We start from the raw sequence: 15,592 nt of genomic DNA, 5'->3' as shown, positions 1-15,592 counted from the left end.
CAAGAAAAAGTGGTTATTCCGGTTTTTACCGCTAACATATTTTAAACAAATAAAAGGGAGTGTCATAAATGAAAAAGTTATTAGCAGGATTATTTTTATCAATACTTGTACTAGCATTAGCAGCTTGCGGTACAGATAAAAAAGAAGATGAAAAATCAGCATCTGGCGATCAAACAGATAGCAAAGAAAACGTAACATTAAAAGTAGGTGCTTCTAATACACCACACGCAGTTATTTTAGAAAAAGCAAAACCGATCTTAGCTAAAGAAGGCATAGACCTTAAAATTGAAACGTATACAGATTATGTTCTACCAAACCAAGATTTAGAGTCAAAAGATATTGATGCAAACTATTTCCAGCACATTCCTTACTTAGAGCTACAAATTAAAGACAATGGCTATGATTTCGTTAATGCAGGTGGCGTTCATATTGAACCAATCGGTATTTACTCTAAAAAATATAAAACGTTAGAAGACCTGCCTGAAGGCGCAACAATTTTACTTTCTAACTCAGTATCTGACCATGGTCGTATGCTGTCATTGTTAGAGGCTAAAGGCTTAATCAAATTAAAAGAAGGCATTGATAAAACAGCAGCAGAATTAAAGGATATTGAAGAAAATCCTAAAAACTTTAAATTCGATGCAAATACTGCCCCAGAAATGCTTGTACAAATGTACGAAAACGATGAAGGCGATGCAGTACTTATCAATTCTAACTTTGCCATCGATAACGGTTTAAACCCAATTGAAGATGCTATTTCTCTTGAAGATAAAGAATCTCCATATGTTAACATCATCGCTGTACGTGCAGGTGATGAATCAAAACCTGAAATTAAAAAATTATTAGAAGTATTAACATCTAAAGAAATCCAAGACTTCATTTTAGAAGAGTGGAAAGGTGCAGTAGTACCGGTAAAATAAGAATTAAAAATTTTATAAAAGGGTACATAAGTTTAACGACTTATGTACTCTTTTTTTATTTGTAGTTAAATTGATGAGAAACTATGTATTTTTTATGACGTCTATTTATGTTTAGATATTGTTTAGTCATATTTATTACTATAGTAATGTTGTTAATCTATGAAATAAATGATAGAAAGTAATAATAAGAAAAAACTAGATGGAGTGATTCTAATGAATGATATAAAATTCACCCATGACATCATGCAAGAACATGAAGTAGAGCGCTACTTTAAAATATGGCGAGAAAGTGTTATTAGATCACGCCTTACTATAACAGCAGTCTTTTTAAAAACAGCTAATGCTACACAACTGAATGAAAATGTGAATGATCAAGTTACCTCGTTTTTACAATCAAAAATACGCAAGACAGACTTGCTTTTTCAATTATCCGACGGGGATCATTGGGGCATCTTCTTTTTACAAAGTAGTGATGTAGAAGCTAGGGCGTTTTTAAAACGAATATTTGCCATCTTAAAAGCAGAACGGAAGTTCCAACAGATTGCATTAAAGGCCTCTATAACAGAAATAAGAAATAATAACGTTATTTTTGAAGAGCTGTTAAATAAAAATAAACAGATGTTATCAGGGGATGAGCAATTAACATGGAGTATAGCAGAGGTAAAGGATTACTGTGAGCAACCAACTGAATTAGTGAAAGTTAGTATTATTGAGCAAAACGCCATTTTTAGACAAGTATTAGAGTCAACGCTTAAGCAAATAAATATCCCTTATTTTTCTTTAGATGTAAAGGTTTATGAGGATGGCTATAGCTTTTTGCAATCGGATGATTATAAATCAGGGCATATGCATCTAATTCTTATGAATGATATTTTACCGCTGAAAAATGGCTTAGAAATATTGCATATCTTACGACATATGCCAAATGAAAAGAAATTTATTATTTATATGATGTCAGAACGCAATTCTGAAGGGGCAGCGCTTAATGCTTATGAGGGCGGTGTTGATGAATATATTGTCAAACCATTTAATTTACGTTTGCTAGAAGCCAAAATTAAAAGAACGTTTGCGAGGTTTTGGCAATGATCAAGCTGACTGTTTCGACAATTTTAGCAATAATTTCCTTTTTATTAGTTGTGCTCTTTATCTTTTTTATGTATTTACTTGTTCAGCGACAGCGTGAAAGCTATTTTGAAAAAGTTCGTGACCGTTATTTACAAAATTATTCTCAATTTTGGTATGATTACTTATTCAATAACGCATTATTTAGTATCGTATTGGTACCTAGAGGAAGCGCCCAAGTAGAAGCTATTGAAAAAATTTTTTCATCCTATTTAAAGAATATAAGGAATGAACAGGTGGAACTAAAAATTAAACAATTCTCCAATCAATATTTAAAAGCATTCTACGAAAAAGATTTATCCAGTAAACGATGGAGTATTCGAATGAATGCCCTCTATCGAATTGCAGACTTACAAATAGATGAATTGCTAACGAAGTGCCAAGAATTCGAAAAAAATAACATTACAGATGAAGAACATTTCCAGTTATTGAAAATATACTCGCTTTTCCAACCAGATTTATTTATGGAGAAAATAAAAAATTCCAATGTAAATTACGCTGAAAGTGAATATAGAAGACTATTTATATTATTAGATGATAATGTATTTATTCGATTTTTCCATGATTTTAATAGTTTGTCGGCCAAAATGCAATTTGCTGTTATTGATACTGCTGCTGTAAAAAGAAATATGGAGTATTTGGATGAATTAAAAAAATTATTACAACATGATACACCGGAAATTAACATCAGAGCATTAAAAGGGCTATATGAAATAGGAATTATTGATGAGATGGATCCCTTTGTCCCTTTTGTGACCTCAGAAATGTGGGAAGCCAGGTTAATGGTTGCAAAAATTTTTAAACATGTACCGCTTACTTATACTTATAGTTATTTAGAGCAGCTTCTTCAAGATGAGAATTGGTGGGTACGTTCCCAAGCGGCAAAAACGATTGTAGAAGATCGACATGGTATTGCCAAATTACAGCAATTCATTGAATCCTCAAATGATCAATATGCAATTGAAATGGCCCAAGAAATTGCAGCGAGAAAAGAGGGGAAGTAAATGAAAATAATTGATTATTGCATGATGTTTTTTGGGGGCATTATTTTATTTTATATGCTGTTCGTTATTGTTTCATATTGTACAATGTTCATCATTGCTATGCTGGATTTAAGAAAACGCTATCGTCTCGATCTATCAGAGTATGATGATGCACATATCGATGCCTTTTATTCAAAACCGGTATCGTTACTTGTTCCTGCTTACAATGAAGAAGTAGGAGTTGTAGATACAGTATATTCATTATTGAATTTACGTTATCCTCAAACTGAAATTATCATTATTAACGATGGATCTACAGATCAAACCCTTCAAACGGTCATCGAACATTTTCAAATGAAGCCAATCAATAAAATTGTTCGAACTAACATCCCTACAAAAGACATTAAACAAATATATGAATCTGAAATCTATAAAAATTGTATTTTAGTAGATAAAGAAAATGGTGGTAAGGCTGATGCGCTAAATGTGGGTATTAATGTATCTCAATATCCGTATTTTTGCTCCATTGATGGGGACTCCATTTTAGATGAAAAATCCTTGCTGCGGGTGATGAAGCCTATCATTTTATCTGATGGTGAGGTCATTGCAGCAGGAGGTAATATTCGTATTGCAAATGGTGCAAAGATGCAGTTTGGCTCTATTTATGAGACTCAATTACCTAGTAATTACCTAGTAATCATGCAAGTAATCGAATATTTGCGGGCATTTTTAATGGGGCGAATAGCGTTAAGTAAATTCAATTTAGTCCTTATTATTTCAGGAGCATTTAGTGTTTTCTCTAAAAAATGGGCTGTTGAAGCAGGTGGATATTCAACCAATATTATTGGGGAAGATATGGAACTGGTGGTGAATATCCATCGACTTATAAAAGAAAAAAAAGAAAATAAGCGTATTGAATTTGTACCTGACCCAGTTTGCTGGACGGAAGCACCTCAAACATTAGGAGTACTACGCAATCAACGAAGAAGGTGGCATCAAGGGTTATTTGAAAGTCTATGGAAGCATAAAAAAATGACCTTGAATCCTAGATATGGAATGATTGGATTTCTTTCGTTCCCGTATTTTTGGCTAGTGGAATGTCTAGGGCCTCTTGTCGAGTTAGGCGGATATATTTATATTGTCATAGCCTTTTTCTTTGGGAAAATTTATTATGAAGTTGCGCTCATGCTGCTACTACTATTCGTTATTTATGGTGTTATTTTTTCAATAGCGGCAATATTATTTGAATCGTGGAGTATGAATACGTATCCGAAAAAAAGAGAGTTGTTACGCATGATTCTTTTAGCGTTTACAGAAATTTTTTGGTATCGCCCACTAACATTATTCTGGCGCTGTGAGGGATTACTTCGTTTTGTCTTAAGAAAAAGTGACTGGGGTAATATGAAACGTGTCGGCATTGCTGAAAAGGAGAAAAGTGTATGAAACGAATCTATATAGGGGTTATGGTCGTACTAGTCCTCATGATAATCCCTATTACATGGTGGTACTTAGAAGATGAAAAACAGCTTAATGTGGCCATTATAGATAAAACCGTTCCGAATGAGTCTTACCGAGAGCACTTAGGGGTGAATTGGTTTTTAAACCATTATAAATATAGATTAAATAATGAACCTTATGACGTAGAACGCGATTACTATGGTACGGTTCCAAATGATGAAACTAAAAGTGTTGTTGAAAAGAATTTGCCAAATGATTATAGTGACTATGATGTCATTTATTTGGCAGATACGTACGGAGTTTATAAAGATGATTTACAACAAACAAAACGTTTAGGTGAACGTTCTGAAAAAATTGTTGGAGGACTTGAACAAAAAGAATGGCAGTCAATCGTCGAACGCTTAGCCAGCAAAAAAAAGAGCATGTTAATTGCTGAGTATAACACGTTTGCTTCACCAACATCAGGGGAAGTTCGTAAAGAATTACAGGATTATTTAGGAATTACATGGTCTGGCTGGATCGGACGTTATTTCGATGAGCTTGATTATCATAAAAATTTAGAAATACCACAATGGGTGATCGATGAACATGGCGATAATTGGTCATATAAAGGTGGAGGCTTTTTACTATTTAACGAAATAACTGAGGAGCTTCTTGTTCTAGAAATGAACAAGCATGTTAATTCTGAAGGTATTCAAGTGCAGTTTACTGAAAATGGGAAAAAATTCTTTCATTCATCTGCAAGGGCGCAATACGATTATTGGTTTGATATTATTACACCTAAATATGCTGAAGATGCTCTTGCAAATTATAAATGGGATTTAACAAAAAAAGGAACAGAGCTGTTAAAGGATAATGGCATTCCAGAACAATTTGCTGCAATTGTAGGCCAAGATAAAAGCTACACATCTAGTTATTATTTTGCGGGAGATTTTAATGATATCGCACGGGTACCGAATATTTATAAAATAAAAGGGTTACCTACAATCTATAAATATGCTGAGAAGTATGCGGACAGTTCGTTTTATTGGTCCATTTACATCCCAGTAATGCATAAAATATTTGATTCATTTGAGCACAAAGAGGTTCAGGATACTGTAAATCATGAGAAATTAAATTATAATGCAAGGATTCAGGGACAATCTTTTGAGGTGCTAAGAGATGGCAAATGGGAACCAATCGTATTTAAGGGTGTCAATATCGGAATGGGGAAACCTGGCGCCTTTCCTGGAGAAGCAGCAATTACTGAAGAGGAATATTATCGATGGTTTAAACAAATAGCAGACATGAATGCTAATACGATACGAGTCTATACATTACATCCACCAGGCTTTTATAGAGCACTTGCTAAATATAATGAAGAACATCCAAAAAAACCATTATATGTTTTACATGGAGTTTGGATTAATGAAGAGGGCTTAGCAGGTTCATTGGACGCCTATGATAAAGATACGTTAGAAGATTTCCAATTAGAAATGAAACAAATGGTAGATGTCGTTCATGGAAATATCTATGTGGAGCCTCGCCCAGGACATGCATCTGGCTTGTATGATGTAGACGTATCAAAATATGTTATAGGATGGGTACTAGGAATTGAATGGTATCCACACATGGTTGTGGGAACGAATGAAAAACATGCAAATATTGGTCAATACAACGGTACTTTTTTTGAAACAAAGGGTGCCTCTCCGTTTGAGCATTGGCTAGCAGAACAAATGGATGTGGTGTCAGTTTATGAAAAGGAAAAATATAACTGGCTACGTCCAATGAGTTTCACGAACTGGGTCACAACTGACATTCTTGAACATCCGTCAGAGCCATCAAAGGAGGAAGATTTAGTAGGGGTCAATCCAAATGTTATTTATACAAAAGGAGAGATGACCGCACCAGGACAATTTGCTTCCTATCATGTGTATCCTTATTACCCTGACTTCTTTAATTTCGATAAAGATTATTTAAATTATGTCGATTTCCGAGGGAACAAAAATAGCTATGCAGGTTATTTAAAAGAGCTCCATGAAGCTCATACTATGCCTGTTCTTATTGCGGAATTTGGTATTCCAGCATCACGTGGTAAAACACATGATAATGTATATGGTTGGAATCAGGGGCAAATGTCAGAGCAAGCACAGGGAGAAACACTTCAACATTTATTTGAGAATATTATGCATGAAGGGCTCATGGGAGGACTTGTTTTTACATGGCAAGATGAGTGGTTTAAACGAACGTGGAATACGATGGATTATGATGATCCGAATCGTCGACCATTTTGGTCCAATGCTCAAACAAATGAGCAACAGTTTGGTTTATTAAGCTTTGATAGACTTAAGGTAAAAGTAGATGGAGAGACAACGGAATGGACGGGTAAACAGCTATATGATACTGCACCAAACAATCCAACAGATTTTGCAGTAGACTATGATGAGCGCTATTTGTACATTAAATTAAAAAGTGAGGAGTTAGCCAATACCTCCCCTCGCATTTTATTAGATGTTGTACCAGGTCAAGGAAATATGTCTGCTACATCTATAAAAAATATGACGTTTTCCAATGGTGTTGATTTTATAGTTGAGCTCAATAAAAATGGTCAATCTAGGGTTGTTATTGATGAATACTACGATTTCTATGATTATTTATATGGCCACCGTTTAAATTTAGTTGCTCCCCGAATGGCAAATGCCTTGAAAAATAGTGGAAAGTTCGCCCCTATTTACTATGTGTTAAATAAACAACTATTTTTACCTGAGCAAAATAGAACGACTGATTTTAGTATCTACGAAACAGGAAAATTACTTCAAGGAAATGCTAATCCAGAAGCAAAAGATTATGATTCTTTAGTTGATTATACTTGGACCGATGACAATGTTATCGAACTTCGCATCCCTTGGTTATTGATTCAAGCTAAAGATCCGAGTCAGCGTGAGTTTATAGGTAACCTGTATAAAGATGGCGATAAAGCGGCGGTTAAAGTAGACAATATTTATATTGGTGCTTTATTTGTAGATAAAGAGAACAACGTTGTTCAATCTATGCCAGCAGCTTCTAATGGTGTTTTACCACCACTCTCTACTTATACATGGGAAACATGGCAAGTACCAAAATATGAAGAGCGCTTAAAACAATCCTATTATATTTTACAAAAATTATTTAAAGCATATTAAAGGAGCTAAGGGTAGATTGTTCTGCCCTTAGTTCTTTTTTATTTACCAATCCCCTTAAGTGTCGGTGGACAACCGAGGCTTAAGGGGATTTTTAGAATTGTAGAAAGAAAAATTTTTCTAAACAAAAAAAATTACAGTTAATGGTTAATATAAAAAACGTCGTAAATAGACGTTTTTATAATGAAAATTTGATTTGTTTTTTATAGGAATAGGTTTTTATTACCTTGGGTGTAATTGTTTAGAAATTGTTTAGCTTCAATTAGTACTATATAAACGTTAATAAACTTATTTTGAGTGATGTGTAATCCTACTGATCTATTTCGACTAAAGAGTCCTGTGTAAGTTTGAATGTTGAAGGGGGTTTTTACAAAAGATGACGAGAATTGAACCATTGCTTTATGGAATGCGTTCCTCAATTAAATAAAGAAAAAACAATGAAAATACAGATTAAATAAAGGAGTAATTTTAATGACGAGCGAAACGAAATCACTAAGTACAGCTTTATTGAAAAAAATCCAAACAAAAAAAGCAACAATTGGAGTGATTGGACTTGGCTATGTAGGTTTACCGTTTGCCGTGGAAATGGCTCAAAATGGATTTAAGGTAGTTGGCTTTGATAAAAATCAAGGAAAAATTAGACAATTGCAAAATGGTGAAAGTTATATTGCTGATTTACCGAGAGAAAATATAGAGCAAATGATCGAAAGTAAACATTTTGAAGCAACTAAAGATTTTTCTATGCTTTCACAAGCAGACGTTGTGATTATTTGTGTACCTACACCTACTACTCCTGATGGAACACCTAATATTTCATATATCGAAGAAGCAACGCATGCCATCGGTCAAAATATTAACGCCAATGTGCTAGTTATTCTTGAAAGTACGACTTACCCTGGGACAACAGAAGAAATGGTCCAGCCTATTTTACAAAAATATGGTTTTACTATTGGTCATGATTTGTTTTTAGCGTATTCACCAGAACGTGTTGATCCAGGAAATAGCAACTTTTCCGTGTCGAATACACCAAAAGTGATTGGGGGAATAACAGCCACATGCCTAGAATTATCAAAGATTTTTTATGAAACAGTTCTTCATACCCATGTGTGTACTGTGACAAGCCCTAGAGTGGCTGAAATGGAGAAATTACTGGAAAATACTTTTCGCCAAATTAACATAGCCCTTGTAAACGAGTTAAGTCAGATTTGCTATAAGATGAACATTGATATTTGGGAAGTTATTGATGCAGCTTCTACAAAGCCTTATGGTTTTATGACATTTACACCAGGGCCAGGAGTGGGGGGGCATTGTATTCCAGTAGATCCTAAATATCTACTATGGGCTGGGCAACAACATGGTATCTCTGCAACGTTAATTGAAGCAGCTGATAAAATCAATGACTCAATGCCCAACTTTGTAGTAGAGAGATTAAGTAATTACTTACGTATTCAAAATAAAGAGCTGTATAGAGCCAATATTGTTGTCATTGGTGTCACTTATAAACCTAATATAAACGATTCACGTGAATCACCAGCACTTCATGTTATTCAGCAACTACTAGATAAACAATGCCAATTAACGATCATTGATCCTTATATACAAACATTTTCTATCGAACAATCCCATTTCAATACGGTTGCATTAACCGCACCAATAATCCAACAAGCAGATGCAGTATTAATTTTAACGAATCATTCAACTATTGATTACTCTTTAATTGATCAACAAGCTTCTTTAATTTTTGATACACGTAATACCCATTTTTTGTTCGAAAATAAAAATTATTACAAACTATAAGGGGGAATTCATAGGAAATGAAACGACTAAAACTATGTGGTCTGCTCATCATGCTGTTCTTAGCAGGCTGTCAGTCAGCGACACAAGAAACGATTCATCCAGTTGATTCTTCTATAGAGGTCAAAAAATCTGATGGTACTAAAAGTGAATTAATTAGTCATGCCAATATTGTGGTACCAAAAGTATCGTTAACATTTAATGGCTTAGCAGATAACGACACAATGAAGTCATTATTAACGAAACTAGATGAATCGAATATGAAGGCTACCTTTTTTCTAGAGGGAATGCGTGTTGCTCAAGAGCCAGAGCTTGTGAAAGATATCTTAAAAAGGGGACATGAGGTGCAAAACGGTACATTGACATTTCCAGATGTAACGTCTTTGGATTATGACCAAACGTATGAAGAAATCATGTTAACCAATCAAATTTTTGAAGAGCATTTAGGCTATACACCAAAATTTGTTCGTAGTCGTTCAGGCGATGTTACCGATAATATGCGCTTAGCAGCTAAGGCGCTTGATATGAAAGCCGTTATTGGATTATCTATTAACCCACTTGATAGAAAAATGCAAAGTGCTCAGGAGCTGATTAATTATATCAGTAAATATATTGATAGGGGCTCTATTATTCATCTCAACACATACATTAATCCTGCCATTATTGATGCTATACCATTATTAGCTCAATTAGCTAAAGAACGCGAGTATACCATTACTACTTTGAGTGATCTATTGGATAAACGTTATTTAACAAAGTCCGTGGAAGAAATTTCAGGATATGATGCTGTCAGTCCAAATGTAAATTATGAGCAAGCCAAGCCGAATTTATATTATCGAAAAGAGACAACAAAAAAGGAAATAGCTATTACTTTTGATGATTGGGCACATGAAAAACGAGTAAAAGAAGTGTTGGATGTTTTACGTAAATATAATATCAAAAGTACCTTTTTCCTAATAGGAAGTGGTGTGGAGAAGAATCCACAATTAGCGAAGATGATTGTAGAGGAAGGTCATGAGGTAGCGAGCCACTCCTATTACCATTTAGATGTTACAAAAATGACACCCGAAGAATTACAAGATGATTTAGTGAAGGCACATCAGGCATTAACCTATGCTTTACAAGAGCCCCCGCTTCTATATTTCCGACCAGCCCAAGGAATAATGGATGAGCGAACGGCCAAGATCATTACTGCTGCGGGAATTAAAACGATTGCTATGTATGATATCGCTTCTTTTGATTGGAATTTAGATTACTCAGCACAAGACATTTACGAACGGGTGATTTCTAGGGTTGGGCCCGGCAAGGTCATTGTCATGCATATCCTAGATGGAACAAATACGGTAGAAGCACTTCCACTCATTATTGAAAAACTTCTAGAAGATGGTTATAGCTTTAGCAAAATGTCTACTTGGATTGAAGAAGATTCAAATAGGGATGTGAATGAACAATGAAAACAAAAAAAGAGATCTTAACGATACCACGCTCTGACCGTCGGATTCTTTCAAATATTCCCGATCCCGAAAATGTAAGGAGCCTTGTGAATCGTCGTGGAGCATCCTATCAGAAAGAGGAAATTGATCCGACAGATGTGAATGAAATCTATCGACTTCAACAATTAAGTTTACGCTACGAAACTCATTTTGAGGTTCATATTAAAAGGGCAAAACGCCAAGTGAACGCAGAAAAACTTTTTGCAGAGGATATTTCGGTAACGGGTATCCTCGTTTACTCTAATCAACCTCATGAATTTTTAATAAATGAAATTTTAACAATGAATTTCAACATACCGGGTGGTGCAATGCCTGAGGGCTATGAAGCCAAAGTGAAGTTAAAGGCTAAGGTTGTCCGTTATTTTACGAAAGAAGTGGATGGAGAACTACGTTATTATGCTGCCTGTGAATTTTTACAGCCTTTAAACGAATATATGACAAAAAAACGTTGGGGCATTTCTATTTTTATGGCTAGTTTATTTTTATTGGTCGTATCGATTATTGTCATGTTAATGAGAGCAGAAAGCGTGATTTACTTTAGGTTTAATAAATTTTTATATCTTTATAGTATTATTGCAGCAACATTTCTGTTAAGTAGATATTTATTTGGTATTTTCTATAAAAATGTACCGATCAATCCAAAGTTTGAACCAGGTGTCTCCATTATTATTCCAGTCTTTAATGAGGAAGAGTGGATTCATCGCACGATTTCTAGTTGTATCAATCAATATTACCCAGTAGATAAATTAGAAGTAATCGTTGTAGATGATTGTTCAACAGATCGTACAGAGGAAAAGGCATACGACATGATTAAGCTTATTCATCAAGAGGGTGAACGATTTAAGACGAATGATCGATTAAAGTTTTATAAGCTTCCACAAAACGGTGGGAAACGGGAAGCGTTAGTTGCGGGTGTTCATCAAGCGAAGCATGATTTAGTTGTTTTTGTGGATTCCGATAGTTTTTTAGAGCCACATGCAATCCGTAATTTAGTGCAACCTTTTCAAGATCCCAAAATGGGCGGTGTGGCTGGCCGAACAGAGGTTGAAAATAAATTTACTAATGCGCTAACTAAATTACAGACGGTTCGTTATTATATTGCCTTCCGTATCATGAAAGCAGCTGAAGCATGGTTTGATACGGTTACTTGCTTATCAGGACCACTAGCCTGTTACCGGAAAGAGCTAATTTTAAAAAATGAAACAGCATGGCTTAATCAAAAATTTCTTGGTCAGCCAGCAACTTTTGGTGATGACCGTAGTATGACAAACTATATTTTAAAAACACATCGAACAGGCTATCAGGACAATGCCATTTGTTCAACAATTGTTCCATCTGACACAAAAGTTTTTCTATCCCAGCAAATGAGATGGAAACGTTCTTGGCTTCGAGAATCATTGCGTGCATTTTTATTTATGTGGAAAAAAGAACCGTTTATGTTCCTTTTCTTCATTATTGGTTTAATTGTGCCGATTGCAGCACCAATTGTCGTTGTTTATAACTTAATTTATGTACCAGTCATGTATGGTATTTTTCCTACAACGTTTTTAATAGGTTTACTATTAATGGCCATGCTTATGAGTTTGGCTCATCTATTCTTTAGAAAAAGTAAACTATGGGGATTTGGTTTTATCTTTGTCCTCTATTATGAATTTATTTTGCTATGGCAGATGCCAGTTGCTTGGGTGACTTTTTGGAAATCTACATGGGGGACAAGGGAAACACCCCAGGATGTTCTAGCGAAGGAAAAGAAAATGGAAAAGCAAAAATTACGAAAATCCCGATTTTCGATGTTGAAAATTAGAAAAAAGGGTGAGAAGGAATGAACGGAAAAAGTGTAGAGCTTCAGCCAGCTAAAAAAAATCGTCGGAAAATCATCCGTTCGATCGCTCAATTAATTATAGTAGTATTGTTAGCTGTCATTTTAATTAAAGCTGTTTTTCTAACAGAGAAAAGGGGAGCTGAAACAGTTCCATTAAATAATAAAGAGGGTTTTATTGCCCTTTCCTATTTTGGTGTCAGTAGAAATGAATCACCTAAATATGTGTCTAAAAAGAATTTAGAAGAACAATTAACTTTGTTAGAAAAACAAGGGTATCAAACCATTACTCAAAAGGATATTTTAGACTTCTATCAGCATGATAAACCATTGCCAGAAAAAGCTTTGTATCTATCATTTGAAGATGGACGTACAGATTCTAGTATTTTTGCTCAAAATATTATGGAAAAATTAAATTATAAGGCGACGATGTTTACGTATGCCAATAAAATGGATACAACCGATAATAAATTTTTAAAGCCCAAAGATTTAAAACTGATGGAAAAAAGCGGTTATTGGGAAATGGGCTCCAATGGATATAGGTTAACCTATATTAATATTTTTAATGATAAAGGACAGTCCTTAGGCGTCATAGATGAAAATAACGTACCTAATAAAACAACAATAGAATACTATAATCATTATTTAATGGATTTTATTCGTAATCAATATATGATACCAAGTGAAACTCGACAAGAGATGGAGGCTCGTATTAAGAAGGACTACAATTTAATGCAGGATATCTATCATGAAGAGTTGGGGGAAGTCCCTAAAGCCTACGCAATTATGCATGCAAACTCACTTTATAACAATATGGATCCTCTCGTAGAAAGTGTGAATAACAAAGAAATTAAAGATAAGTTTCGTATGCATTTTAATCTAGAATTAGGAGCCTACAATGATAAAGAGGCAGATATTTATAATTTAAGCAGATTACAAGTATCACCATATTGGTCAACTAATCATGTGATGATGAAGATCAGACAGGCCAGTAGGCAAAACATACAATTTAAGATAGGAGATCAGGAAGTAGCACAACACTGGAAAGTGATAAATGGTGCGGCAGAATATGAAAATAATGAGATTACCTTAACTTCAGCACCATCAAGTGAAGGCAGAATTCTTTTAAAGGAGGAACTGCCAGATCAATATAATGTGAATTTTGCGTTTAAAGGGAATGTGGTTGGCCAACAAGCTTTCTATGTAAATTACGATGAAAAAACAAATAGTTATTTACGAATTGTACTAGTCGATAATGAGATTGTAATAAATGAAAAATTACCAGGCGGGGGAATTGTTGAAAAAGAACGCTTTCCATTAAATGAAATTAAGTGGAATGAAGAAGAATACGCATTTAATAAAGCAACAGTTTACACTTATCATGATACGCAAAAAGGGTCACGTATAGATGAAGAAGAGTACCCAAGAAACTTAACGGAAAAAAGAGTATTTAACATTGCTATAAATAAGGATAAAATAGAAATAGATGTAGATAATGTATTATCCGAGACCGTTCAAATAAATCCGAAATTACAAGGGGCACAGATTGGATTTGGTGCGTTGTACAGTAATAAGAACACTTCACACGAACAGTATGCAGATGATATTTACGATACATTAATTGAAGATATTTTGATTACAGATAAAAACAATCAAACTATTTTTACGAACCAATATACGAATTTCGAGAAGGTTAAGTATAAATCCACTGAGTTATTTAATCATGTCGTTGATTTCTTTATCGAGACCTTCTAAATCGGGGTGAAATTAGAGTCAAGTGAAGAACATTATGTTATTTATTTGTATTGCGCTACTATTTATTACAGCTTGTAGTAATAGTAAAGAACAGCCAGCTAAAGCAAAGGAAGAATTTAACGATAAGGAGAAGCTCCGATTATCTATTTGGTTACCAGAATGGCAAAATAAATCCGCCATGAAAGATGTAGAAAATTCTCAACTTGGATTACAAGATATACGTGTTTTTGGCGCATATTTTAATAGCAATGATGAACTATTGTTAACAGAAAATGCCGTAGATATGTTGCAAAAGACCAAGCAGCAATTTAATGATTCCCATCATGTGATCCTAACACTCATCAATGATTATGTAACAGAGAATGCTCCATCTGTTCAAAAGGATAGCACGCTTTTGCATAGATTATTGCAGGATTCCTCAGCAAGGCAAAAGCATATTGGAAATATTTTGCGGATTGTGGAACAATATCAAGTAAATGGCATTGAGATTGATTATGAAAAGGTGGCTAAAGATGACCTTCAAAACTATATCCTATTTTTAGAAGAGCTTTACCAAGAGCTTTCCAAAAAGGATGTTACATTGCATTTTGTACTCGAACCACGCTTTCCATTTGATGTGAAATTGCCAGATGGACCTCACTATACAGTAATGGCCTATAATGTTCATGGTTACCACAGTGGGCCAGGTGCTAAAGCTACTTTTTCTTTTCTAGATGATTTAGTAAAAAAAATGAAGAAGTCTAATCAAGATTTAGCTATCGCGTTTGCCACTGGAGGTTTTGATTGGGTAGCTCAGGGCAAAATAGTCGCTTTAACAGAGCTTGAGGCCGAACAATTACTAGCCGATAGAAAAGCAGCTAAGCAGCGTGATCAAGCAAGTGGAGCCGTTTATTTTTCATATGTAGATGACAATAATGTCAGCCATGAAGTTTGGTATGCTGATCAAGAAACGCTAGAAAAATGGGTTACTTACGTTCAAAAGAAAAGCTATCATGACGTTGTATTATGGCGTGCAGGAGGCTTAGGAGAGAAAACAATAGAATGGATTGCTGAGCAATCAACAGAATAATAAAAAAATCGCCCAAAAGGC

The 15,592-nt window shown here is 34.6% G+C and carries 10 protein-coding genes; all 10 read left to right on the top strand.

Annotation, left to right across the window (positions count from 1 at the left end):
* The first annotated feature begins 68 nt into the window (after positions 1-68).
* Positions 69-920, top strand: a complete 852-nt coding sequence (locus tag NYE73_RS19535) for a MetQ/NlpA family ABC transporter substrate-binding protein (RefSeq protein ID WP_259949648.1) — start codon at positions 69-71, stop codon at positions 918-920.
* A gap of 213 nt (positions 921-1,133) precedes the next feature.
* On the top strand, positions 1,134-2,006 hold the full coding sequence (locus NYE73_RS19530; protein ID WP_054549458.1) for a response regulator: 873 nt from the start codon (positions 1,134-1,136) through the stop codon (positions 2,004-2,006).
* Positions 2,003-3,046 carry a HEAT repeat domain-containing protein gene (locus NYE73_RS19525; RefSeq protein ID WP_259949645.1) on the top strand — a complete coding sequence of 348 codons (1,044 nt, stop codon included), beginning with the start codon at positions 2,003-2,005 and terminating at the stop codon, positions 3,044-3,046. The genes NYE73_RS19530 and NYE73_RS19525 overlap by 4 nt, the downstream gene beginning before the upstream one ends.
* A complete protein-coding gene (locus NYE73_RS19520) occupies positions 3,047-4,468 on the top strand; it encodes a glycosyltransferase family 2 protein (protein WP_259949643.1) in 1,422 nt (473 codons plus the stop codon).
* Positions 4,465-7,644 carry a hypothetical protein gene (locus NYE73_RS19515; RefSeq protein ID WP_259949641.1) on the top strand — a complete coding sequence of 1,060 codons (3,180 nt, stop codon included), beginning with the start codon at positions 4,465-4,467 and terminating at the stop codon, positions 7,642-7,644. The genes NYE73_RS19520 and NYE73_RS19515 overlap by 4 nt, the downstream gene beginning before the upstream one ends.
* A 468-nt stretch (positions 7,645-8,112) precedes the next feature.
* Positions 8,113-9,438 (top strand): nucleotide sugar dehydrogenase, encoded by a 1,326-nt coding sequence (locus tag NYE73_RS19510; protein WP_259949638.1) that lies wholly within the window; start codon positions 8,113-8,115, stop codon positions 9,436-9,438.
* 17 nt (positions 9,439-9,455) lie between these two features.
* A complete protein-coding gene (locus NYE73_RS19505; protein ID WP_241489981.1) occupies positions 9,456-10,889 on the top strand; it encodes a polysaccharide deacetylase family protein in 1,434 nt (477 codons plus the stop codon).
* The gene (locus tag NYE73_RS19500) at positions 10,886-12,754 is read left to right on the top strand and encodes a glycosyltransferase family 2 protein (RefSeq protein ID WP_259949632.1); all 1,869 of its coding nucleotides are present in this window, start codon (positions 10,886-10,888) and stop codon (positions 12,752-12,754) included. Before NYE73_RS19505 ends, NYE73_RS19500 begins: the two co-directional genes overlap by 4 nt.
* Complete coding sequence (locus NYE73_RS19495; RefSeq protein ID WP_048394385.1) at positions 12,751-14,502, top strand: polysaccharide deacetylase family protein; 1,752 nt, start codon at positions 12,751-12,753, stop codon at positions 14,500-14,502. Before NYE73_RS19500 ends, NYE73_RS19495 begins: the two co-directional genes overlap by 4 nt.
* Before the next feature lie 34 nt (positions 14,503-14,536).
* Positions 14,537-15,571: a glycosyl hydrolase family 18 protein gene (locus tag NYE73_RS19490; RefSeq protein WP_340815682.1), complete on the top strand. Its 1,035-nt coding sequence runs from the start codon at positions 14,537-14,539 to the stop codon at positions 15,569-15,571.
* Positions 15,572-15,592: the final 21 nt, after the last annotated feature.

This window comes from Lysinibacillus sp. FSL K6-0102, from assembly GCF_038003545.1.
Lineage (GTDB): Bacteria > Bacillota > Bacilli > Bacillales_A > Planococcaceae > Lysinibacillus > Lysinibacillus capsici.
The sequence above is the reverse complement of the archived record's forward strand: the minus strand, read 5'-3'. Positions and strand labels throughout refer to the sequence as shown.

Bases quoted from the DNA above. Each gene is read 5' to 3' on its own strand.
- NYE73_RS19535 (WP_259949648.1), top strand. From the start codon at position 69: ATGAAAAAGTTATTAGCAGGATTATTTTTATCAATACTTGTACTAGCA.
- NYE73_RS19530 (WP_054549458.1), top strand. From the start codon at position 1,134: ATGAATGATATAAAATTCACCCATGACATCATGCAAGAACATGAAGTA.
- NYE73_RS19525 (WP_259949645.1), top strand. From the start codon at position 2,003: ATGATCAAGCTGACTGTTTCGACAATTTTAGCAATAATTTCCTTTTTA.
- NYE73_RS19520 (WP_259949643.1), top strand. From the start codon at position 3,047: ATGAAAATAATTGATTATTGCATGATGTTTTTTGGGGGCATTATTTTA.
- NYE73_RS19515 (WP_259949641.1), top strand. From the start codon at position 4,465: ATGAAACGAATCTATATAGGGGTTATGGTCGTACTAGTCCTCATGATA.
- NYE73_RS19510 (WP_259949638.1), top strand. From the start codon at position 8,113: ATGACGAGCGAAACGAAATCACTAAGTACAGCTTTATTGAAAAAAATC.
- NYE73_RS19505 (WP_241489981.1), top strand. From the start codon at position 9,456: ATGAAACGACTAAAACTATGTGGTCTGCTCATCATGCTGTTCTTAGCA.
- NYE73_RS19500 (WP_259949632.1), top strand. From the start codon at position 10,886: ATGAAAACAAAAAAAGAGATCTTAACGATACCACGCTCTGACCGTCGG.
- NYE73_RS19495 (WP_048394385.1), top strand. From the start codon at position 12,751: ATGAACGGAAAAAGTGTAGAGCTTCAGCCAGCTAAAAAAAATCGTCGG.
- NYE73_RS19490 (WP_340815682.1), top strand. From the start codon at position 14,537: ATGTTATTTATTTGTATTGCGCTACTATTTATTACAGCTTGTAGTAAT.